Origin of the sequence: Bacillus cereus group sp. MS39 (genome assembly GCF_040448665.1) — a bacterium.
Classification (GTDB): domain Bacteria; phylum Bacillota; class Bacilli; order Bacillales; family Bacillaceae_G; genus Bacillus_A; species Bacillus_A wiedmannii.
This window is the reverse complement of the sequence record NZ_CP123058.1, coordinates 1,397,079-1,417,273: the sequence shown is the minus strand read 5'-3', so window position 1 is coordinate 1,417,273 and position 20,195 is coordinate 1,397,079. Positions and strand designations below refer to the sequence as shown.

Here is a 20,195-nt window from a genome sequence, read left to right as displayed (position 1 = left end):
TGTTATTACGCCTCCATTACTAATAATTGTGGGTCATTCAATAGACGTTTAATTTGGTTTAATGCTTTTTGAGCAGTTGCGCCGTCAATTAAACGATGGTCAAAGCTTAGAGATAATGCTAATACTGGAGCTGCAACGATTTCACCGTTTTTCACAACTGGCTTCTCAGCGATACGGCCGATACCAAGGATTGCTACTTCTGGGTGATTGATAACTGGAGTGAACCATTGTCCACCTGCAGAACCAATGTTTGTAATTGTGCAAGAAGCACCTTTCATTTCAGCCGGAGCTAAACGACCGTCACGTGCTTTACCAGCAAGATCATTGATCTCGTTAGAAATAGTGAAGATAGACTTGCGATCTGTATCTTTAACAACTGGTACTAATAGACCTTTGTCTGTATCAGCTGCGATACCGATGTTGAAGTAATGTTTATGAACTACTTCTTGAGAAGCATCATCTAAAGAAGTGTTTAACATTGGGTATTCACGTAATGCAGATGTTAAAGCTTTAACAACGTATGGAAGGTAAGTTAATTTAATACCTTTGTCAGCTGCAACAGCTTTGAACTTCTTACGGTGAGCAACAAGTTCTGTTACATCTACTTCATCCATTAATGTTACGTGAGGAGCTGTATGCTTAGAGTTAACCATTGCTTTAGCAATCGCTTTACGGATACCACTCATTTTCTCACGAGTTTCTGGATATTCACCAGCTGGGATTGGTTGTGCTTTTGGTGCTTCTTCTTTCGCTGCTGCTGGAGTAGCTTCTACTGCTGCTGGAGCCTCAGTTGCTGCTACTGCTTGTCCACCATTTGCAAATGCATCGATGTCAGCTTTTACGATACGGCCGTTCTTACCAGAACCAGCTACTTTATGAATGTCTACGCCGTTTTCACGAGCATATTTACGAACAGATGGCATAGCGATTACGCGCTCATTTACTACTTCTGCAGTTGCTGCTGGAGTAGCTTCCGCTGCTGGAGCTTCTACTGCTGCTTCTTCAGCTTTTGGAGCTGCATCATGATCGTCACCTTTAAATTTAAGGTTTTCGTATCCAGGAGCATCAAATTTAATTAATGTATCTCCTACAATTGCAACTGTTCCTTCTTCTACAAGTACTTCAAGTACTTTACCTTTAACAGGAGAAGGGATTTCTACTACTGCTTTATCATTTTGTACTTCAAGAAGTACATCGTCTTCGTTTACTTCATCGCCTGGTTTAATAAACCATTTTACGATTTCACCTTCGTGGATACCTTCACCGATATCTGGTAGTTTAAATTCAAATGCCACGGAATTCAGCCCCCTGATTCATTTCATTATTATGGAATATGTACAAAAGAAACCAGCATGTGCTGATTTCTTTTGCACATGAAAAGCTAAAAATTAGAAGTTCATTACTTTGTTAACAGCTTCAACAATATCTTTATGGTTTGGTAACCATACGCTCTCAGCTTGAGAGAATGGGAATACTGTATCAGCAGCTGCAACACGTACAACTGGAGCTTCTAAGTTTAAGATTGCACGGTCGTTAATTTCCGCTACAACGTTAGCTGCAATACCAGCTTGTTTTTGTGCTTCTTGAACTACAACTACGCGGCCTGTTTTTTCAACAGAAGCGATGATTGTTTCGATATCTAATGGTTGAACTGTACGTAAGTCAACTACCTCTAAAGAGATACCTTCTTTTTCAAGTTCTTCAGCAGCTTTTAATGCAGCATGAACCATAGCACCGTAAGCGATAACAGATACATCTGTACCTTCACGTTTGATATCAGCTTTACCTAAATCAATTGTGTAATCGCCTTCTGGTACATCTTGACGGAATGAACGGTACAATTTCATATGCTCTAAGTAGATAACTGGATCGTTGTCACGAATCGCAGAGATTAAAAGACCTTTTGCATCGTATGGAGTAGATGGAATAACAACTTTTAGACCAGGTTGTTGAGCCACTAATCCTTCTAAGCTATCAGCATGTAGTTCAGGAGTATGAACACCGCCACCGAATGGAGAACGAATTGTTACTGGAGCAGTCCAACGTCCACCAGAACGGTAACGCATACGAGCTAATTGACCAGAAACTGAATCCATTACTTCATAAATGAAACCGAAGAATTGGATTTCTGGAACTGGACGGAAGCCTTCTAATGCAAGTCCAACTGCAAGTCCACCAATACCAGACTCTGCAAGTGGAGTATCCATTACACGATCTTCACCGAATTCAGCTTGTAAACCTTCAGTAGCACGGAATACACCGCCGTTTACACCAACGTCTTCACCAAACACAAGTACGTTAGGGTCATTTTTCATTTCAACGCGTAAAGCATCAGTGATTGCTTGAATCATTGTCATTTGAGCCATGGCTTACTTCGACTCCTTTTCTTTGTAAATTTCATATTGTTCAGCTAAGTTGTAAGGCATTTTTTCGTACATGATTTCCATTAAATCAGTAACTTTTTGTTTTGGAGCTTGGTCAGCCTTAGCAATTGCTTGTTTGATATCTTCTTTTGCTTCTTCGATTACTTTCTCTTCAACTTCTTGAGACCATAGGCCTTTGTTTTCTAAGAATACACGGAAGCGTACGATTGGATCTTTTTGTTCCCATTCGTTCTCGATATCTTTTGTACGGTAACGAGTTGGGTCATCACCAGCCATTGTATGTGGACCGTAACGGAATGTTAAAGTCTCGATTAAAGTAGGGCCTTCGCCGTTTACTGCACGCTCACGAGCGAAAGCAGTTGCTGCGTATACAGCTAATGGATCCATACCGTCTACTTGAATTCCGTAAATACCTGCTGCTACTGCTTTTTGTGCTACAGTTTTAGCTGCAGATTGCTTTTCTACTGGAGTAGAGATTGCATAACGGTTGTTTTGTACAACGAAGATTGCTGGAGCTTTGAATGCACCCGCAAAGTTCATACCTTCGTAGAAGTCACCTTGTGAAGCACCACCGTCACCAGTGTAAGTAATTGCAACAGATTTTTTACCACGTAGTTTCATACCTAACGCAACACCAGCAGTTTGGATGATTTGCGCACCGATAATGATTTGTGGAGCAAGTGCATTTACATTCTCAGGCATTTGGTTACCCATGAAATGTCCACGAGAGAATAAGAATGCTTGGTATAATGGTAAACCGTGCCATACTAATTGTGGCACATCACGATATCCTGGTAAGATGAAATCTTCTGCTTCAAGTGCGAAATGACTTGCTAATTGAGAAGCCTCTTGTCCAGCTGTTGGTGCGTAGAAACCTAAACGTCCTTGACGGTTTAAAGAAATAGAACGTTGATCTAGTACGCGAGTATACACCATACGGCGCATTAATTCTTTTAATTGATCATCAGATAATTCAGGCATAGCTGCTTCATTCACAACTTCGCCTTTTTCATTTAAAATTTGTAATGTCTCAAATTGAGCTGCGATAGCTTTCATTTGCTCATCAACATTAAATAGGGTCTTTTTTGTTTTAGTACCCATTCCGTTCACCTCTTCCTCTCTTGAACCATATTCTGAAACGCTTTCACTATCTATTAGCTAGACTGAAAACGCAACAATGTAAACCAACAAATTTATCTGTCGGTTGAGAATAATTTTGTGTACCTAACAATCTGTACTAATGTTTTTTCAGAAACATATTAATACAATCTTGATCACGTTTTTTAGTTTACAACTATTCTAATTACGATGTCAATTACTTTGGTTACGTTTTTTTATAAATAATCTGCAGGTTTCTTCTACACAAACGTGTTTTTATTTTTCACATCTGTATTAGTAAGCATTAACCTACTGTTATATTATTCCCTTTTCAACTTATTTTTTCTCTTAGAATAATATGTAAACGATTTAATTCTCTTTAGTTTTTCTCTCTTCTTAGCAAAAATATACAAACTCTTCTTCCTTTTATAGGTAATTACCCATACATTTCTATCCTTCCCTCCATACATTATAGTAACCGCAGTGTTAGCGGGAAATGATAAAGGAGGTCATCTCATGTACGGATACTCATATTGCTATCCAACTTGTTCAAATCCTTCCTACGGTTATGGCGGTTCTTGTGGCGGGTCTGGACGCGGCTTCGCCTTAATCGTTGTGTTGTTTATTCTTTTAATTATCGTTGGTGCTGCTTGCATTCGCTAATGTAAAATGAAACAACTATGGAAGAAACAGACGGCTTTGCCGTCTTTTCTTTTTATTACATACATAAATATTCTATAGTAGAACGCTTTCCAAAGCGCTTCCCTACTTGTCGATGACTTTTTCCATCTCCTTTGGTAGACTAAAGAAGAAAGGAGAGATTACATATGCTTACAATGAAAGATGTAATTCGCGAAGGAGATCCTATTTTGCGAAACGTTGCAGAAGAGGTATCAATACCGGCGAGCGAAGAAGATACAACTACCCTTAAAGAAATGATTGAATTTGTAATAAATAGCCAAGATCCTGAAATGGCTGAAAAATATAGTTTACGCCCTGGAATCGGATTAGCAGCTCCACAAATCGGTATTTCAAAGAAAATGATTGCGGTTCATGTAACTGATACTGACGGTACGTTATATAGTCATGCATTATTCAACCCCAAAATCATTAGTCATTCTGTTGAACGTACATATTTACAAAGCGGGGAAGGCTGTCTATCAGTAGACCGCGAAGTACCTGGTTATGTCCCTCGTTACACAAGAATTACAGTGAAAGCAACATCTATCAACGGCGAAGAAGTAAAATTACGTTTAAAAGGTTTACCAGCAATTGTATTTCAGCATGAGATTGACCATTTAAATGGTGTTATGTTCTATGACCACATTAATAAAGAAAATCCATTTGCTGCTCCTGACGATTCAAAACCTCTAGAGCGATAATAAAAAAGGCGGGAGTTAATCTTCCGCCTTTTTTATATGAAATGGGTTCCATATTCACTTATAGCAATCCAGCCCATTTTAAGCCATGATATATGCCGTCTTCACTAACATCCTTTGTCACATGATTTGCAAGTTTTTTCAAGTCTTCGTGACCATTCCCCATCACAATACCTGTCCCAACTGCTTCGATCATTTCTAAATCATTTAAGCCATCTCCAAATGCATACACTTGTTCACGGGTAAATCCTAATTTTTCAATAAATTTCTCAATTCCTTTTGCCTTCGAACCACCATTCGGAATAATATCCATTGAATATGCATGCCAGCGAATAAAATGAAAGTCTGGGTAATGATTAATAAACTTTTCTTCTTCATTCACTTCACAGAAAAGAAGTGTTTGATAAATATTACGTTTCTCATAGAAATCAGGTTCATATGCCGGATGTTCAAAGTTTAAGCTTCCAAAACCTTCTTTCACATAATCATGATATTCTACTGATGCTCTCATTTCTTGATGATCCAGATATACAAGTGGATATCCTTCTTGTTTTGCAAACTGAGTAAACTTATGTAAGGCAGCTGGATGTAACGGGTTATTAAATATTACCTCATCTTCAAATACAACGTACTGTCCATTAAAGCTAACATAATTATGTATATTGAGTTCCTCACGAATATCTTCAAACATAAATGGCGCACGTCCTGTCGCAATTGCTACATGCACACCTTTTTCTTGTAAATGTCTTACTGCATCTCGTGTAGATTGCGGAATCTTCTTATCGTGATCTAATAATGTTCCATCAATATCAAAAAAGACAATTTTATCATTCATTTGTCAAAATCCTTTCCGTTACTCTATATTCCTATTTTGATTATCACTTTTCAAATTCTAAAAAAAAGTATAACATATTAAACATCTGTGAAGAAAGCGTTCACTTTCTGACCTTATTTATGAAACCTGCATATATATATTAGTAAAAAATGTGGATACTTGTTCGTATGAATTTTCTTTTCTATTCTTTCTCATACTATACCTATAACTAACGGCTACTAATCGTTACTATAGAATAACTTTCCCTGTATGAGAAAGGACAAGATTCAACATTCACTTTTGTCTTCTTTCTTATATCAGAGACGGAGTTTTCACTAGTAATATGCATGTTTAAAATAAGGAAAGGAAGGAGTAATCATGCTGAAGAAGCTGAAGAAAAAGCTCAAGCGTTATTTAAAAGATCTAGTCCGTAAAAAGACAATCGCTTAAATTGTGCCCATTTCGGGCTTTTTCTTCATTCTCATTCGAAAAAACATGAAAATCGTGACTGTTTGCTTTATAATAAGTAACAGATAATGCAAAACATAGACAAGGAGAGGTTTTCCAAATGATTTTTAAAGTATTTTATCAAGTAAAATTGACTGAGGTTCCAGTACGTGAAAATACAAAAGTTTTATATTTAGAGGCTACGTCTGAAAAGGATGTTCGTAAGAAATTAAATAAGTTCGCATATAATATCGAGTTCGTTCAGTCTGTTACTGGTGCTCATCTTGAATATGAAAAAGAAAACGCTGATTTAACATTAGCGGAAATCGTATAGTCATATGAAATTTCTAAAGAATGATCAAGCAGCCGTTTTTGCTTTAGGTGGACTTGGTGAAATCGGTAAAAATACATATGCTGTTCAATTTCAAGATGAAATTATTATTATTGATGCTGGAATTAAATTTCCAGAAGACGAACTCCTCGGAATCGATTATGTAATACCAGATTACACTTATTTTGTGCGAAACGAAGATAAAATTAAAGGATTATTCATTACACATGGTCACGAAGATCATATCGGTGGAATTCCTTACTTATTACGTCAAGTAAACATCCCGATTTATGGCGGAAAATTAGCAATTGCACTAATCAAAAACAAATTAGAAGAGCACGGATTACTTCGTAAAGCAAAACTTTATGAAATTCAAGAAGATGATGTTATTAAATTTAAAAAGACATCTGTTTCCTTCTTCCGTACAACTCACAGTATCCCAGATTCATACGGAGTTGTTGTGAAAACACCTCAAGGACAAGTTGTTCATACTGGCGATTTCAAATTTGATTTCACACCAGTCGGTGAACCAGCGGACTTAACAAAAATGGCTGAAATCGGAAAAGACGGCGTACTTTGTCTCTTATCTGACAGTACAAACAGTGAAGTTCCAAACTTTACAATGTCTGAGCGCCGTGTTGGTGATAGTATTCAAGATATTTTCCGCAAAGTAGAAGGTCGTATTATCTTTGCAACCTTTGCATCAAATATCCATCGTCTACAACAAGTTGTTGAAGCGGCTGTTGAAAACAATCGTAAAGTGGCTGTGTTCGGTCGCAGTATGGAAGCGGCGATTGAAATCGGACAAAACCTTGGTTATATTCGCTGTCCGAAGGATACATTCATAGATACAGCTCAACTAAACCGCCTACCGGCTAATAAAGTTGTTATTTTATGTACAGGTAGTCAAGGTGAGCCAATGGCAGCACTTTCACGTATTGCTAATGGTACTCATCGTCAAATTCAAATCATTCCTGGCGACACAGTTGTTTTCTCTTCTTCACCAATCCCTGGTAATACAATTAGTGTAAGCCGTACAATTAACATGTTGTATCGTGCTGGTGCTGATGTAATCCACGGGAAACTGTCAAACATTCATACGAGTGGACACGGTGGACAAGAAGAACAAAAACTAATGCTTCGTCTAATTAAACCGAAGTATTTCATGCCAATTCATGGTGAATATCGCATGCAACGTATGCATATGAAGTTAGCAAACGATTGTGGTATTCCAGAAGAAAACTGTTTCATCATGGATAATGGAGATGTTCTTGCTCTTCGTTCTGATGAAGCAAGCGTAGCTGGTAAAATACCATCTGGATCTGTCTATATTGACGGAAATGGTATTGGAGATATCGGTAATATCGTATTACGCGATCGTCGTATTCTTTCTGAAGAAGGACTTGTTATTGTAGTTGTAAGCATTGATATGAAAGAGTTTAAAGTTGCAGCAGGACCTGATATTATCTCACGTGGTTTCGTGTATATGCGCGAAAGTAGTGATTTAATTAATGATGCTCAAACATTAATTACAACTCATTTAGAAAAAGTAATGGAGCGTAAAACAACACAATGGTCTGAAATTAAAAATGAAATTACAGATACATTAGCACCATTCCTATATGAGAAAACAAAACGTCGCCCAATGATTTTACCAATCATTATGGAAATATAAGAAAAAGGACAATACCTTCGTGGTATTGTCCTTTTTTCTTATCTTAAAAAGTGTTTAAAACGATCTACTTCATCGTCATGACCAATTACAATTAATATATCTCCCGCTTGAATATTTTCCGTAGCTCGAGGAGATACAATAACTTCTTTACCACGTTTAATCGCTACAATATTCAATCCAAACTTCGCACGAATATCTAATTCGATTAAAGAATGACCATCAATTTTTTTATTTGCAATAATCTCTACAATACTATGCTCATCTGAAAGCTCAAGATAGTCTAATACATTACTTGATGCAATATTATTAGCAATCCTTTTTCCCATATCACGCTCAGGATGCACAATGTGGTCTGCCCCTATTTTACTTAACACTTTTTCATGGTAATCATTTTGAGCTTTTACAGTAATATTTTTTACACCTAATTCTTTCAAAATTAATGTTGTTAAAATACTTGAATTTAAATTATCTCCAATAGCAACGACTACATGATCAAAATTACGAATACCAAGACTTTTTAATACCATCTCATCTGTTGAATCTGCAATTACAGCATGTGAAGCTATATTTGCAAACTCATTAATTTTATCCTCATCTGAATCAATTGCCATTACTTCCATACCTAATTGAGCGAGTTCTCGGCAAATGCTTCCACCAAAACGTCCAAGCCCAATGACAGCAAATTCTTTCTCTTTTTCACCCACAGGGATTCCTCCAATAACATCGAATACTATGTATTTTTATTGTAACATACTTTAGATTTGCTACAAAAACCTGTATCTCATTCTTATTTTTGTTTTTGCATATAAAAATACTGTTGTAAATAAAATGCGATACTGAAAATTAACATACCAAATACAAATATATTTCCAAATGAACTAAATGTTTCAAAAACGAATAATAACGTTTCTTGTCCGAAGAAAGCAAATAATAGTTGTGTAAATGCGAATAGCAATGCCAATATATAATGATGTTGATGGAATAAATAATGTGTTGCACCTAAAAAAGCGATAAACGAAATGATGAAAATCCACCAATTTTCTAAAAACAGTTGCCAATTAGTAAATTGATACCCATTTACTAATATCGCAATAATTCCTATAACAGCCATCGTTGGCACACTCCAAAATAATGCTCGCCCTCTAAAGAAGCGTGTTCCTTTAACATCACCTTTTTCATGTGCAATGTATGTGAGTACTACCGTACTTATGTACAAAACTGAAAGAATTGTTAAAACGATAATAAGCCAAAAATGTAATTGATAATACTCATGCTCTATGTTTGTCACGATAGCCGCTAACATACACGGGATTAACATTCCAGTCCAACCATCTACTTTTCTTTCATTCCAAAACACTGTGTTACCAATCCGTATCCCTAACAACATAAAAATAATGATACCTAGTACAAATAATGTCGTTTTATTCCCTACTAAACTCGTCGAGAAAGCAATTAATCCAATAAATAAAAAGAGCACAAACCCATTCATAATTTCTAATACAGGTGATAAATATCTTTTCACCCATCTATAAGTTTCGTCATATTCATGATTATCTACTAAACGGTAGGCATAAAAACTTATCCCAAAATACACCGCCGCAATAATAACATACGCATATAAGACGAAACACAACATTGCACTGCTAATTTGCACGTAATTCCCCACCCTTTTTTCTATGTTTCACCTTGATTTTACACACTTTCTACACGAAATGTAAACATATATAAGCTAGTTAACTAATCATCTTCTCAATAAGCGATAATGAATAATGAGCAGCGGCTCAAAACCGCTGCTCATTACTTTATCCATTTGTATGCCAATGTGTATCCAAAACAAATATGAAAGATGTTTTCGTCTTGGAACTAATAAGTACCCACTGTAAGTTTTTGCAAAGTTGGCGAGCGAGTTTACTTTCTAGTTCCTTTCCACTTTACATATTGATCTAAAAATGCGATAGCTTTCTCAATAACCTCTTCATCTGGTTTTAATTTTGCATGGTGTAAACCATATTCTGAATTTACACCAAGCCAAAACATAAATCCAGGAATCTCTTGAAGCATATAACCAAAATCTTCCCCTGTCATTGCCTCAGTACATGTAATTACATTCATATCAGTTTGTTCACTTACAAACTGCATAAACTCTCTCGTTAATACTTCATGGTTATATACTTGATGATACATCGCTCCATAGTCAATAATAGCTTCACATTGGAAGGAAGCTTCTATACCTGCAACAATTGCCTCAATCCTACTTTTAACACGCCTCATTGATTCCACTGATAACGTTCGGATCGTTCCTTCTAACCGAGACTTTTCTGCTATGATATTTTGAACTGTACCACCTGTTATTTTTCCGATTGTAATCACTGCACTATCAAGAGGATTCACATTACGACTAATAACGGATTGAAGTTGTGTAACAAGGTGACTTGCTGCTACAATCATATCATTTGCAGTATGCGGGTAGGCTGCATGTCCACCTTTCCCTTTCAAATCAACATATAACTCTGATGTATTTGCAAATAATAGCCCCTCTTTTGTGGCAATTGTTCCTACAGCGTATTCAGGTGCAATATGAAGACCAAGAATTATATTTGGCTTCCATTCTTTTAACTCTTCACTCTCTAACATAGGAAGAGCCCCTCCTGGTCCTTCTTCAGCTGGTTGGAATAGAAACACAAGGTCATCATCTATTCTTTCTGTTACAGCTGCTGTTAGAAGGCCTAAACCGATTGTTGTATGCAAATCGTGTCCACATGCATGCATCATTCCTTCATGAATAGAAGCAAACTCATATCCAGTTTCTTCGGTAATTGGTAAACCGTCTATATCTGCGCGATAACCGATAATTTTTTCTGGATTTTTTCCATTTACTTTAACAATGACACCCGTTTTCCATACTTTCACTTCCACATATTCATTCGAAAGCGTTCCTATGTAATCTAAAATATACTGTTGTGTTTTCCACTCTTTAAATCCAATTTCCGGTATTTTGTGTAAGTCTCTACGAATTTGAACGAATTTGCTTACTGCCATTTTTGCACCTCTATCTATAAAAAGCGCAAGAGCCTGTTATGCTCTTACGCTTTTTTGTGTTTATTTCTCTGGGTTTAATTGACGAAGCTCTTGTTTAATTTCAGTTTTTGCTTTTGTCTTCTCATCAATCTCTTTAATTACACGTGCTGGAGTACCGGCAACAACTGTATATGGAGGTACATCTTCTGTTACAACAGCTCCTGCTGCTACAACTGCACCCTTACCTACTGTAACTCCCTCTAACACAACTACGTTTGCACCAATTACAACATCATCTTCAACGATAACTGGTTTTGCTGAAGGCGGCTCAATAACACCTGCAAGTACTGCACCTGCACCTACGTGACAGTTCTTACCAACAGTTGCACGTCCACCAAGTACCGCGTTCATGTCAATCATAGTACCTTCACCAATTACAGCACCGATATTAATTGTTGCATTCATCATAATAACAGCGTTGTCGCCGATTTCAACGTGATCACGAATAATCGCGCCTGGCTCAATACGAGCTTTAATACCTTTTAAATCAAGCATTGGAATTGCAGAATTACGACGGTCATTTTCAACAACATAATCAACAATGTGCTTGCTATTTTCATCAAGAATTGTCTTAATTTCAGACCATTCTCCAAATAATACACCAGACTTTTTATTTACAAATGCTTGTACCGTTTCAGGGAATGTTACTTCTTTTAAATCCCCTTTTATGTATACCTTTACAGGAGTTTTCTTTTCACTTTTTTGAATAAACGAAATAATTTCGTTAGCGTCCATCATTTTCATTCTTGTTGCCTCCTAAATCCATTTATAATGTTACTCTACCAAACGATAGAGCGAGTAGCAAGATAATAATCCTATTTTTCCATTTGAATTTCTTCTATAATTTCTAAAAATGCCCTTACTTGCTTCAATTGTCTGGCCGATTCACTCGTCAATAACCATGTTTCTCTCGTTAATTGAACAGGTGTTTTATACATATTTTCCTGTACTTCTTTTAAAACGGTAGAAGGTAGAAGAGCATAACCTATACCATTTAAAACGAGTTGTTTGCAAGTCTCAATTTGATCAACCACAATTGTTCTCTTAGGTGGATTAGAAAATAAACCATACCACCAATTTTGTATTTGTCCATAATAAGTCGAATCACTTTTAAATTGAATAAAAGGTCTATTTGTTTCTTTTAACATCGTAATATCTTTTATTTCTTTATCCACTAAATAAAGTTCATCTTCAAATAATTGTTGCTTCTGACCTTTATATTCTTGTGTTCCTCTCAATATAGCAACATGAACGTCTCCTTCATAAAATTGCTTTTGCACTTCACTACTCCAGCCAGTAAACAGCGATATTTTCACAGAAGGGTATTTATGTACAAACTTCTTCAAAACAGGAGGAAGCCAATATTGACCAATAACTGATGCAACAGCTATTTTTAACGTTCCGTGAGTTTCTGTTCTAAAAACAGCTAGCTCACTTTTAATATCCTCTTCCTTTTGTAGCATTTCTTTTGCATAATTTGCGACTTTTTCCCCTTCAGGTGTAATTGTCAATCCTTTTTGTGAGCGAATAAAAAACTTCATTCCCCATTGTTTCTCCATAGATTGTAATCGTTGACTAAGCGCAGGTTGTGAAACAAATAAACGTTCCGCCGCTTTTCTCATATTCGATTCCTGAGCTAACACAACCATCATTTGAAAATCATCAATTTGCAACTTTCTCCCTCTTTCCTTAGCTTCCATACACCTTATCTCAATAAGCTTTTCATCCTTAATTTAACTATATACTCTTATATTTTTTATCTTTTTAAATATAATACATACACAACTGATATGCACGAAAAAAAGTGACTTCTCCGCTTCTATGAAGTCACTTTTCTCACATTATCGATTATGTTGCCTTACTTTTTTATTCAACAATTTTAAAATAGCCCGACGTGTTAAAATCCCCTCAAAATACCCATCTTCATTGACAGCGCAAATAAAAGGATGATCAATTGTCATTTCTAAAGCTTTTGCAAACGAATCTTCTAACTTAAGAACCGGAATGTCTTCCTTCATCACCTGTTCTACTTTCATTTCGTCAAGTCTTTCAAACTCAATACGTTCTAACCCTAACATACCATCTAAAATCATAGCAGTACTAATTAACCCATGCAATTTATACATCGGGTCCAAAACAGGTATCGCCGAATATCCAGATTTCACAAGAACGAGTAAAGCATGCTCTAAACCATTCCCCATTTGGACATGTGCTACTTTTTCTGATGAAATCATTAAATCTTTCACAAAAATTTGTTGAAACTCGTCTTTCGGAATACTAATCATATTACATCCCCCATTTTCCCTTTTTCCTACTTTTAATCATCGACTCTATTCACATTTTATGACAGCGTTTTCATATTATTATTTTGTCCTTACTTTATTTCAATAAAAACAAAATTACACAGCTATTTTAGCATACAACACAAAAAAAAGACTACCATCCCGGTAGCGCTTAATACCCCTTATTTTTTAATCTGTAAAATAACCTTGTGATTTTTTTATATTGTGTCACATCTGTCTGTTTTAAGCCATTCTCAATATCTGTAATTTCCACAGATAAAATTTCACTCGCATAATTTTGCTGAAATAGAATATCTAGTAATAAACTCTCTTCTTCTTCTGTTAAAACAAATTCCCTTTTCATATACCCCTCTCCTTATACTCGCATCGTTACTCTTATTATATATAATTTCCAACCTATTTAATAGATGTAATATTCAGTTTTTAGTGAAGGATATATAAAAATTGTTTTTTATTTCGTATATCGATTTGCATAACTAAACGCCGCATAAGCATCTGGCTTAATTTTTGCAGTTAATCCCATCGCTTGAATTTTCGCTGTCATATCTAGAATAAATTCTTTTGTTAAACCATCATTTCCGATATCCAAGTGAATTTCCATTATAAATCCAGCCCCATCTTGAGCATATGGATGCAATAAATCCCATATTGTTTGTATATGATTTGGAGTAAATAGGCATGCGATCTCTTGGCTAAACTGCGTTTCTAAATATATTTTCTCACGTAAAGTTGCTGGCTTATCTTTCACTGATTTATGGTGTAAACACCCCCAGGCACCTTTTCCAACGCGATGAATATGAATTGCCGTAATAAACCTCGTATCCTTTTGATGTGCTTGTGAGTCTGTCCCAATGGATAAGCGATATAAATTTCGTGGATCCTTTTCAATGAAACTACAAATACGGCTAAAGACCATATCAAAATTTAAATGTCTCTCTGAAACATTATAAAATGTATGTTCACCGGCCACATAGTCACGTCCTTTCAATTAGACAGACTTTTCGTATTCTCATTGTATGGGACAAAAATAAAAATTATAACTTCCTATCCTTTATTCGTTTCAATATTTCGAATTACATAATGGCAAACTTGGCACGTATAAATTACATTTTGATTCGATTGAGCTGTTAATACATGAATAATCTCAGCAGAATTATGACATTTAGGACAAATCACAACTGGTAAACGTTCCATACAACACACCTCCTCGTTATTTTTATCTCGCTTTTGCTATCTGTAAACAACCAATTGGTGATGACTAATATTCAGTATAGGACGAAGAAGCCCCACTGATTACAATTTCACTTTATTACCATTGTAGGAAAAATGAAAACTCCCTATACCTATATGCTAAAAAGTAATAGAACTAAAAAAGGTGTTGCCATATGGCAACACCTTTTTTATATGTATCAAGAAATGATATCGTAAATCTCAATTGCAACCATATCGATATTATCGAATTGATACACTTGAGGTTTTTCACCTTGTTGATACACTTCTAACTCATACATTTCACTTTTATCGAAAAATTTCACGCTACATTTGCGCTCACCGTTCACTTCAAAATAGCGTTGTGCTACTTCACCGCTTTCAGCTTGTTCTTGTAGACTAACAAGTCGAGTTAAAATTCCTTGGAGTAGAGACATGAAATCTCTCCTTTCTCTGATCTTCCTACCAATAGGTTTTACAGCTATACTCATTCTATCCGTCATAACAGAAAAAATGTTCCACAGTCTAGGATAAAGGTTATTGGCCAGAAACTCAACTAAAAATTTGTCGAAATGCGAAGGAAAAAACAGAAAGAACATCTTTTCCCTTCTTTATTGCGATTTTTATACTGGAAGAATATAATAAAAAACAGAAAAAAGGAGGAATTACAATGAGAAAAATTGAGGTTTACACACAACCTGATTGTCCGCCATGTGTCATTGTGAAAGAATTTTTAAAGCATAATAACGTTGTATATGAAGAATTTGACGTGAAAAAAGACGCTGCTGCACGCAATCGTCTTTTATACGACTATGATTCGTATTCAACTCCAACAGTTGTAATTGATGGAGAAGTTGTTGCTGGTTTTCAAATTGAAAAATTACAACAGCTACTCAATATTGAATAAGAATAGGTAAAGACCTATTCTTATTTTTATCCCACTATTTGTGGGCAGTAATAGCCCTATTGGTGCGAGCTATTAATCAGTGAGAGATGAACATCCCCACCGATTACAGTTTCACTTTATAATTGTTGTAATCGTTTTATTTCAGTTAAAAGTTCTTGGCTTTCATGATATCCGGCCAATTTCCATTTTCCTTGATCTCTTTGCAATGTTACAATTTGATATTGTCCACTTTTCGCCCGCTCATATACATATAAAATTTTATGTTCTTCATCATATGACATTTTCGTTTCTGAATGAAAAGAAAACGGCGCTTCTTTTGCTGGAAGTAAATATTCACCACTTTGTTTATCACTTCTACTATTTTCATCTGTAAATACTTGAAGGAAATTCTCTGTAAAATATGGTGATAACGTTTCTATCATCTTATTCATCGGCAAATGCTTCCCACGAATTGAAAATTGGGTTTCATAGCCCTTTTGTATCGTTGTAAACACTTCTTCCCGATCGACTTTCACTTCCTCTTTTCCTAAAACAGTTGTGACACTATAACCAACTAGAAAGGCAACGCATACAAATAGAACTAACCATATTCCATATTTCCTCATTTTTTCACCTTCCTTTTAAGAAAACTTGTCTTTGTAGTATTCATTGTAACAATGATTATGCAAAGACAGGGGTGGTTTCGTTCGTAAAATCTTTACAACGATAGACAGCATTTTCATCACCATTTTCACTATTACCAATTTATGATAAAAACAAACAAAAAATGCACGAATCTCTTCGTGCATTAAAATAAAACATCTTCTTCATATAAATATTCATACGATAAATCTATAAATAAAAAGTTTTCATCATCAATTGGGAAGGAAAATGTCCGTACCATCTCACCGGTTTCAATATCAGCATATAAATCTGAAAGTCTTGCCTTATTCTCAAAACGCATTTTCATAATATTTTCTAGAAAATACGGACGCCAACTCCAGTTCTTCATATAATACTCAGGCATCACAATCCATTCCCCATCTTTTTTCATAACGTTTCCTGATTGTTGGAAACCATCTTCGTTACAAATAAATATGCGGAAACTACACTGTGATACACTTTGGCTAAATTGTAATAACCAATCATTTATATCTTCATTCTTTTTCTGTTTGGCTAGAACATCACCAATTCGATCACGTAACAGTTCTGTTAAATTATAAATTTTTTGTAATTTCTTCTTCTCATGTTGAATAAATTGATGACACTCATTACCAAGTCGTTCTTTCAAAACATTCGTTTCAATAAAATCAGGTAAGCACTCTTTCAAATAATTCCCTTGATAATATCTACCACCGTTTTTCCAAGCATATTGTAGTTGATAAAAAGCATCTATTTCTTCATATAACAATGTTGCACCAATTCTTCTAGCAAGTAATGATAAAGAATATAAAATATCTTGATAAGATTGTAAAAGTGCAGTTTGCCTTAAGTTTGTTAAATCTACTTTTAAAATATCCGGTGCTAACACGCTAATACGTTCTAAATTACTTGTACCCGTTCCGACTTTATTAATCGAAATTTGAATACCATATGTACGATAATACATAAGCAAATGATTAAATTGCTCTATATCTTCTTTACATTCATGTTCTGTAATTTCTAAAACAATGTGTTTCAAATTTAAACCTTGCTCTTCATACATCAATAAAAGTTGAAGTAAACTTTCATCATCATCGTTCATTAATACGTTAGCATTCCGATGTATAAATAATAATAGTTTTTGATCACTTTCTAAATAACGATTTAAAGCCTTTTCTACTATAATGTTATCCGCTTCCAGTTGAAACTCACTCGGAATAGAATCATCATGAAAGAAAGAAGCTAAACTTTGTATGCCCTCTTCTGTTTGAATACGTCCTACTACTTCATATCCAATTACAGTATGCTCATCAGCACTAAAAATAGCTTGATAATAAGGAAGGACTTTATCCAAGTTACTCATTACATCTAATGCATCTATCAATGTGCTTCCCTCCCTTTACTTTTCAAAAATTATAACATGATATTTACGGAAAAATAATAAAAAATCCCTTCAGTTTTCCTGAAGGGATTAGAGGGGTAAAATGCTAAGGGGAATTAGCAATTCTACTATGAAGAAAAAAGAGGTCTTAAATATAACGTATATATGACCTCTTGTAAACACTTTTCTTTCACATGTCACAATTCCGTCACATTTAACCGTAAGAATATGAATCAAACATTCATTTTCTTATCCCTTTTAAAATGGATATTGATGTAAATGTTGTCCTCCATCCATTGTCATGCAAGTTCCATTTATGTACGCAGCTTCATCTGAACATAAATAATAAGCTAGACCTGCAATTTCTTCTGGCGTGCCCAGTCTTCCAAGCGGAACACTTTGTATCGTACGCTTAGCCATTTCTTCTGAAATCCATAATTTATCAGCACCGCCCGTACGTTCAATTGGTCCTGGCGCGATAGCGTTAACTCGTATTCCATATTTACGACCCCACTCAACAGCGAGTGTCTTCGTCATTGCTAATACTCCAGCCTTCGCTGCAGCCGAATGAATAACTCCCGGACCTGCATCCCATGCATATGTTGCTACCATGTTAATGATATTCCCTTTTATACCTTTTTCAATCCAATATTTTCCGACAGCATGGCTGCAGTAAAATGTACCGTTTAATACAATATTAATGACTGAATTCCAGCCATTCACGGATAAATCTTCTGCTGGACAAATAAAGTTTCCAGCTGCATTGTTTATTAAAACATCAATTCGACCAAACTTCTCATCAATCTCTTCAATCATTTTCTGAATGTCATCAGTATTTCTTACATCCATTTGTACGGGTAATACTTGCCCCGGAAATTGTTCAATTTCCAACTTTGTTTCCTCTAGTTTTTCCTTTGTACGTCCTGTAATAACAACTCTTGCCCCTTCTTTTGCAAAACGGGTCGCCATTCCTTTTCCCATTCCGCTCGATCCACCTGTTATAATAACTACCTTTTCTTTCACATACATCCCCTCCCAAAAATGAATACACATTCATTTTATCATTTTATTTAATAGAAATCTTTATATTTTTAAACTTTTCTGATATTTTAACGTAAAGAGGGTTCTTTTTATTCGTTTTTTTCGTAATCCATACTACTTTTTTATTATTTAAAATATATTTGAAATAAACTGAAAGGAGATTTGAGTAACCTATAAATGTAACGAAAACATGTGATATAAGTTAAATAGGTATACTCATATTTTTATGAAGAAAATTACAAGAAGAGATTTTTTTAAAGCTGGAATGCGCACTTGTCTATATTCATTTATAACCACTAGCATCGGATACTATTACGCTAAATATATTGAGCCTCATTTACTCTCTTTTACAGAGCATACACTTAAATCACAACTCATACCCAAAAGTTTTCATGGTATGAAGATTCTTCAATTTAGCGATTTACATCTCGGATACTATTTCTCTCTCCAACATTTATCTCAAATCGTTTCTAAAATTAATGCTGTAAAACCTGACATTGTTCTTTTCACTGGTGATCTCATTGATAATTATCAAACATATACTGACACTCCTTTCGTTCCATCTATTTTAAAAAATATACAAGCACCCTTCGGTAAATTTTCTATTTATGGTAACCATGATCACGGCGGATATGGAACGGAATACTACGAGCACGTCATGCGTGAATCTGGATTTGAACTACTACTAAATAGCGAAAAGAGAATTCGTCTACTGGATAATAGTGAAATTTCAATTTTCGGTCTTGATGATATACTACTAGGCAAACCCAAAATAGAAGAAACACTACAGCACGCGAGGCAAAACACTTATAACATTGTTCTTGTTCACGAGCCAGATATTGCACCACAAATCGCTAAATATCCAGTTAACTTACAACTTTCTGGTCATAGCCATGGCGGACAAGTACAAATTCCTTTTTTAGGTGCTATTATTACCCCATCACTTGCTAAAAACTATGTTGAAGGTTTCTATACGATTCAAGATTTAGCTCTCTATGTCAATCGAGGTCTTGGCAGAACACGCGTCCCATTCCGATTTATGGCAAAACCTGAAATTACAATTTTTACGCTCCAACATTCGTAATAATTCGCCTATTTTCTTACATATCCTTTCTTGTACGCGCTCATCCACGTTTCATTTACCATATGATAAAAATGAGTCCAATAAAGGAGGTTTGTTCATGTATCCATATTATCAACCAATCCCAGTCCGTTCAGCACCTATTGGTCCAGTAGGCGACTCACGCTTCTTTCCGTTTTTTGGTGTTCCATTTCTAGCTGGGATTGCTGGTGGACTGCTCGGTGGAGCATTAGCTTTCGGTCCTAGACCGTATTACCCACCATATCCACCACCTTTCCCACCGCCAACACCTTATCCTTGTTATGGCGGACCTTGTCAACAACCATTCTATTATTAATGTACTCCAACAATTCTACCAATGTTATTCCCTCTCTTAACTGATCCATTAACATGCTTATAATAAAAACTATTCTCTCTACGCATCCTTCTATTTAGAGAATGTATAA

Annotated in this window: 24 protein-coding genes; 7 read left to right on the top strand and 17 right to left on the bottom strand. The window is 35.5% G+C overall.

Features of this window, described 5'->3' with window-relative positions; genetic code table 11:
- Nucleotides 1–5: 5 nt before the first annotated feature.
- The 3 genes from pdhC to pdhA form a co-directional block, all read right to left on the bottom strand.
- Nucleotides 6–1,295: a pyruvate dehydrogenase complex dihydrolipoyllysine-residue acetyltransferase gene (gene pdhC / locus QEP67_RS07530; RefSeq protein ID WP_000863412.1), complete on the bottom strand. Its 1,290-nt coding sequence runs from the start codon at nucleotides 1,293–1,295 to the stop codon at nucleotides 6–8.
- A gap of 93 nt (nucleotides 1,296–1,388) precedes the next feature.
- Nucleotides 1,389–2,366: a pyruvate dehydrogenase complex E1 component subunit beta gene (gene pdhB / locus QEP67_RS07525; RefSeq protein WP_000068162.1), complete on the bottom strand. Its 978-nt coding sequence runs from the start codon at nucleotides 2,364–2,366 to the stop codon at nucleotides 1,389–1,391.
- Between the two features lie 3 nt (nucleotides 2,367–2,369).
- Nucleotides 2,370–3,485: a pyruvate dehydrogenase E1 component subunit alpha gene (gene pdhA, locus QEP67_RS07520; RefSeq protein WP_071741812.1), complete on the bottom strand. Its 1,116-nt coding sequence runs from the start codon at nucleotides 3,483–3,485 to the stop codon at nucleotides 2,370–2,372.
- A 513-nt stretch (nucleotides 3,486–3,998) separates the two neighbouring features.
- Between pdhA and QEP67_RS07515 the strand changes: the two genes are divergently transcribed.
- Complete coding sequence (locus QEP67_RS07515; protein ID WP_000274561.1) at nucleotides 3,999–4,145, top strand: YjcZ family sporulation protein; 147 nt, start codon at nucleotides 3,999–4,001, stop codon at nucleotides 4,143–4,145.
- Nucleotides 4,146–4,309: 164 nt separating this feature from the next.
- Nucleotides 4,310–4,864, top strand: coding sequence for a peptide deformylase (def, locus tag QEP67_RS07510; protein ID WP_000957045.1), 555 nt, complete (start codon nucleotides 4,310–4,312; stop codon nucleotides 4,862–4,864).
- Nucleotides 4,865–4,922: 58 nt separating this feature from the next.
- Here def and QEP67_RS07505 read toward each other — a convergent pair whose 3' ends face one another.
- Complete coding sequence (locus tag QEP67_RS07505; RefSeq protein WP_000998281.1) at nucleotides 4,923–5,696, bottom strand: Cof-type HAD-IIB family hydrolase; 774 nt, start codon at nucleotides 5,694–5,696, stop codon at nucleotides 4,923–4,925.
- Nucleotides 5,697–6,243: 547 nt separating this feature from the next.
- Here QEP67_RS07505 and QEP67_RS07500 point away from each other — a divergent pair.
- Nucleotides 6,244–6,456 (top strand): DNA-dependent RNA polymerase subunit epsilon, encoded by a 213-nt coding sequence (locus tag QEP67_RS07500; RefSeq protein ID WP_000576445.1) that lies wholly within the window; start codon nucleotides 6,244–6,246, stop codon nucleotides 6,454–6,456.
- Nucleotides 6,457–6,460: 4 nt separating this feature from the next.
- The gene (gene rnjA, locus QEP67_RS07495) at nucleotides 6,461–8,128 is read left to right on the top strand and encodes a ribonuclease J1 (protein ID WP_000670370.1); all 1,668 of its coding nucleotides are present in this window, start codon (nucleotides 6,461–6,463) and stop codon (nucleotides 8,126–8,128) included.
- A gap of 38 nt (nucleotides 8,129–8,166) precedes the next feature.
- On the opposite strand, the gene QEP67_RS07490 is transcribed toward rnjA, so the two are convergent.
- The 10 genes from QEP67_RS07490 to QEP67_RS07445 all read right to left on the bottom strand — a co-directional run bounded on the left by QEP67_RS07490 (nucleotide 8,167) and on the right by QEP67_RS07445 (nucleotide 15,155).
- Nucleotides 8,167–8,832 (bottom strand): TrkA family potassium uptake protein, encoded by a 666-nt coding sequence (locus QEP67_RS07490; protein WP_000504032.1) that lies wholly within the window; start codon nucleotides 8,830–8,832, stop codon nucleotides 8,167–8,169.
- Between the two features lie 83 nt (nucleotides 8,833–8,915).
- Nucleotides 8,916–9,782, bottom strand: coding sequence for a hypothetical protein (locus QEP67_RS07485; RefSeq protein ID WP_001167333.1), 867 nt, complete (start codon nucleotides 9,780–9,782; stop codon nucleotides 8,916–8,918).
- A gap of 254 nt (nucleotides 9,783–10,036) precedes the next feature.
- Nucleotides 10,037–11,167 carry an N-acetyldiaminopimelate deacetylase gene (locus QEP67_RS07480; RefSeq protein WP_000301170.1) on the bottom strand — a complete coding sequence of 377 codons (1,131 nt, stop codon included), beginning with the start codon at nucleotides 11,165–11,167 and terminating at the stop codon, nucleotides 10,037–10,039.
- Nucleotides 11,168–11,227: 60 nt separating this feature from the next.
- Nucleotides 11,228–11,950, bottom strand: coding sequence for a 2,3,4,5-tetrahydropyridine-2,6-dicarboxylate N-acetyltransferase (dapD, locus tag QEP67_RS07475; protein ID WP_000783245.1), 723 nt, complete (start codon nucleotides 11,948–11,950; stop codon nucleotides 11,228–11,230).
- Nucleotides 11,951–12,021: 71 nt separating this feature from the next.
- Nucleotides 12,022–12,906, bottom strand: a complete 885-nt coding sequence (locus QEP67_RS07470) for a LysR family transcriptional regulator (protein WP_002008407.1) — start codon at nucleotides 12,904–12,906, stop codon at nucleotides 12,022–12,024.
- 141 nt (nucleotides 12,907–13,047) lie between these two features.
- Nucleotides 13,048–13,491: a cyclic-di-AMP-binding protein CbpB gene (gene cbpB, locus QEP67_RS07465; protein WP_000623572.1), complete on the bottom strand. Its 444-nt coding sequence runs from the start codon at nucleotides 13,489–13,491 to the stop codon at nucleotides 13,048–13,050.
- A 169-nt stretch (nucleotides 13,492–13,660) separates the two neighbouring features.
- Nucleotides 13,661–13,852 (bottom strand): antirepressor AbbA, encoded by a 192-nt coding sequence (gene abbA, locus QEP67_RS07460; protein ID WP_000817795.1) that lies wholly within the window; start codon nucleotides 13,850–13,852, stop codon nucleotides 13,661–13,663.
- A 108-nt stretch (nucleotides 13,853–13,960) separates the two neighbouring features.
- The gene (locus tag QEP67_RS07455; protein ID WP_000896654.1) at nucleotides 13,961–14,479 is read right to left on the bottom strand and encodes a ribonuclease H-like YkuK family protein; all 519 of its coding nucleotides are present in this window, start codon (nucleotides 14,477–14,479) and stop codon (nucleotides 13,961–13,963) included.
- Nucleotides 14,480–14,553: 74 nt separating this feature from the next.
- Nucleotides 14,554–14,703, bottom strand: a complete 150-nt coding sequence (locus QEP67_RS07450; RefSeq protein ID WP_000440533.1) for a hypothetical protein — start codon at nucleotides 14,701–14,703, stop codon at nucleotides 14,554–14,556.
- A gap of 215 nt (nucleotides 14,704–14,918) precedes the next feature.
- Nucleotides 14,919–15,155, bottom strand: a complete 237-nt coding sequence (locus tag QEP67_RS07445; RefSeq protein WP_000055151.1) for a YkuJ family protein — start codon at nucleotides 15,153–15,155, stop codon at nucleotides 14,919–14,921.
- Between the two features lie 233 nt (nucleotides 15,156–15,388).
- Between QEP67_RS07445 and QEP67_RS07440 the strand changes: the two genes are divergently transcribed.
- Nucleotides 15,389–15,625: a glutaredoxin family protein gene (locus tag QEP67_RS07440; RefSeq protein ID WP_001225788.1), complete on the top strand. Its 237-nt coding sequence runs from the start codon at nucleotides 15,389–15,391 to the stop codon at nucleotides 15,623–15,625.
- Nucleotides 15,626–15,741: 116 nt separating this feature from the next.
- Here the strand turns inward: QEP67_RS07440 and QEP67_RS07435 are convergent, their stop codons facing one another.
- The 3 genes from QEP67_RS07435 to fadH form a co-directional block, all read right to left on the bottom strand.
- Nucleotides 15,742–16,230: a DUF3993 domain-containing protein gene (locus QEP67_RS07435; RefSeq protein WP_001233813.1), complete on the bottom strand. Its 489-nt coding sequence runs from the start codon at nucleotides 16,228–16,230 to the stop codon at nucleotides 15,742–15,744.
- Between the two features lie 182 nt (nucleotides 16,231–16,412).
- Complete coding sequence (locus QEP67_RS07430; RefSeq protein ID WP_000564299.1) at nucleotides 16,413–17,630, bottom strand: EAL-associated domain-containing protein; 1,218 nt, start codon at nucleotides 17,628–17,630, stop codon at nucleotides 16,413–16,415.
- Nucleotides 17,631–17,885: 255 nt separating this feature from the next.
- Nucleotides 17,886–18,650 carry a 2,4-dienoyl-CoA reductase gene (fadH, locus tag QEP67_RS07425; protein ID WP_000660912.1) on the bottom strand — a complete coding sequence of 255 codons (765 nt, stop codon included), beginning with the start codon at nucleotides 18,648–18,650 and terminating at the stop codon, nucleotides 17,886–17,888.
- Nucleotides 18,651–18,894: 244 nt separating this feature from the next.
- Here fadH and QEP67_RS07420 point away from each other — a divergent pair, with 244 nt between their 5' ends.
- The gene (locus QEP67_RS07420) at nucleotides 18,895–19,752 is read left to right on the top strand and encodes a metallophosphoesterase (RefSeq protein WP_000724503.1); all 858 of its coding nucleotides are present in this window, start codon (nucleotides 18,895–18,897) and stop codon (nucleotides 19,750–19,752) included.
- Between the two features lie 97 nt (nucleotides 19,753–19,849).
- On the top strand, nucleotides 19,850–20,086 hold the full coding sequence (locus QEP67_RS07415) for a hypothetical protein (protein WP_000283744.1): 237 nt from the start codon (nucleotides 19,850–19,852) through the stop codon (nucleotides 20,084–20,086).
- Nucleotides 20,087–20,195 lie beyond the last annotated feature (109 nt).

Coding starts and splice junctions, on each gene's coding strand:
- pdhB (WP_000068162.1), bottom strand. CDS start 2,366: ATGGCTCAAATGACAATGATTCAAGCAATCACTGATGCTTTACGCGTT.
- pdhA (WP_071741812.1), bottom strand. CDS start 3,485: ATGGGTACTAAAACAAAAAAGACCCTATTTAATGTTGATGAGCAAATG.
- QEP67_RS07515 (WP_000274561.1), top strand. CDS start 3,999: ATGTACGGATACTCATATTGCTATCCAACTTGTTCAAATCCTTCCTAC.
- def (WP_000957045.1), top strand. CDS start 4,310: ATGCTTACAATGAAAGATGTAATTCGCGAAGGAGATCCTATTTTGCGA.
- QEP67_RS07505 (WP_000998281.1), bottom strand. CDS start 5,696: ATGAATGATAAAATTGTCTTTTTTGATATTGATGGAACATTATTAGAT.
- QEP67_RS07500 (WP_000576445.1), top strand. CDS start 6,244: ATGATTTTTAAAGTATTTTATCAAGTAAAATTGACTGAGGTTCCAGTA.
- rnjA (WP_000670370.1), top strand. CDS start 6,461: ATGAAATTTCTAAAGAATGATCAAGCAGCCGTTTTTGCTTTAGGTGGA.
- QEP67_RS07480 (WP_000301170.1), bottom strand. CDS start 11,167: ATGGCAGTAAGCAAATTCGTTCAAATTCGTAGAGACTTACACAAAATA.
- dapD (WP_000783245.1), bottom strand. CDS start 11,950: ATGAAAATGATGGACGCTAACGAAATTATTTCGTTTATTCAAAAAAGT.
- QEP67_RS07470 (WP_002008407.1), bottom strand. CDS start 12,906: ATGGAAGCTAAGGAAAGAGGGAGAAAGTTGCAAATTGATGATTTTCAA.
- cbpB (WP_000623572.1), bottom strand. CDS start 13,491: ATGATTAGTATTCCGAAAGACGAGTTTCAACAAATTTTTGTGAAAGAT.
- abbA (WP_000817795.1), bottom strand. CDS start 13,852: ATGAAAAGGGAATTTGTTTTAACAGAAGAAGAAGAGAGTTTATTACTA.
- QEP67_RS07450 (WP_000440533.1), bottom strand. CDS start 14,703: ATGGAACGTTTACCAGTTGTGATTTGTCCTAAATGTCATAATTCTGCT.
- QEP67_RS07445 (WP_000055151.1), bottom strand. CDS start 15,155: ATGTCTCTACTCCAAGGAATTTTAACTCGACTTGTTAGTCTACAAGAA.
- QEP67_RS07440 (WP_001225788.1), top strand. CDS start 15,389: ATGAGAAAAATTGAGGTTTACACACAACCTGATTGTCCGCCATGTGTC.
- QEP67_RS07435 (WP_001233813.1), bottom strand. CDS start 16,230: ATGAGGAAATATGGAATATGGTTAGTTCTATTTGTATGCGTTGCCTTT.
- QEP67_RS07420 (WP_000724503.1), top strand. CDS start 18,895: ATGAAGAAAATTACAAGAAGAGATTTTTTTAAAGCTGGAATGCGCACT.
- QEP67_RS07415 (WP_000283744.1), top strand. CDS start 19,850: ATGTATCCATATTATCAACCAATCCCAGTCCGTTCAGCACCTATTGGT.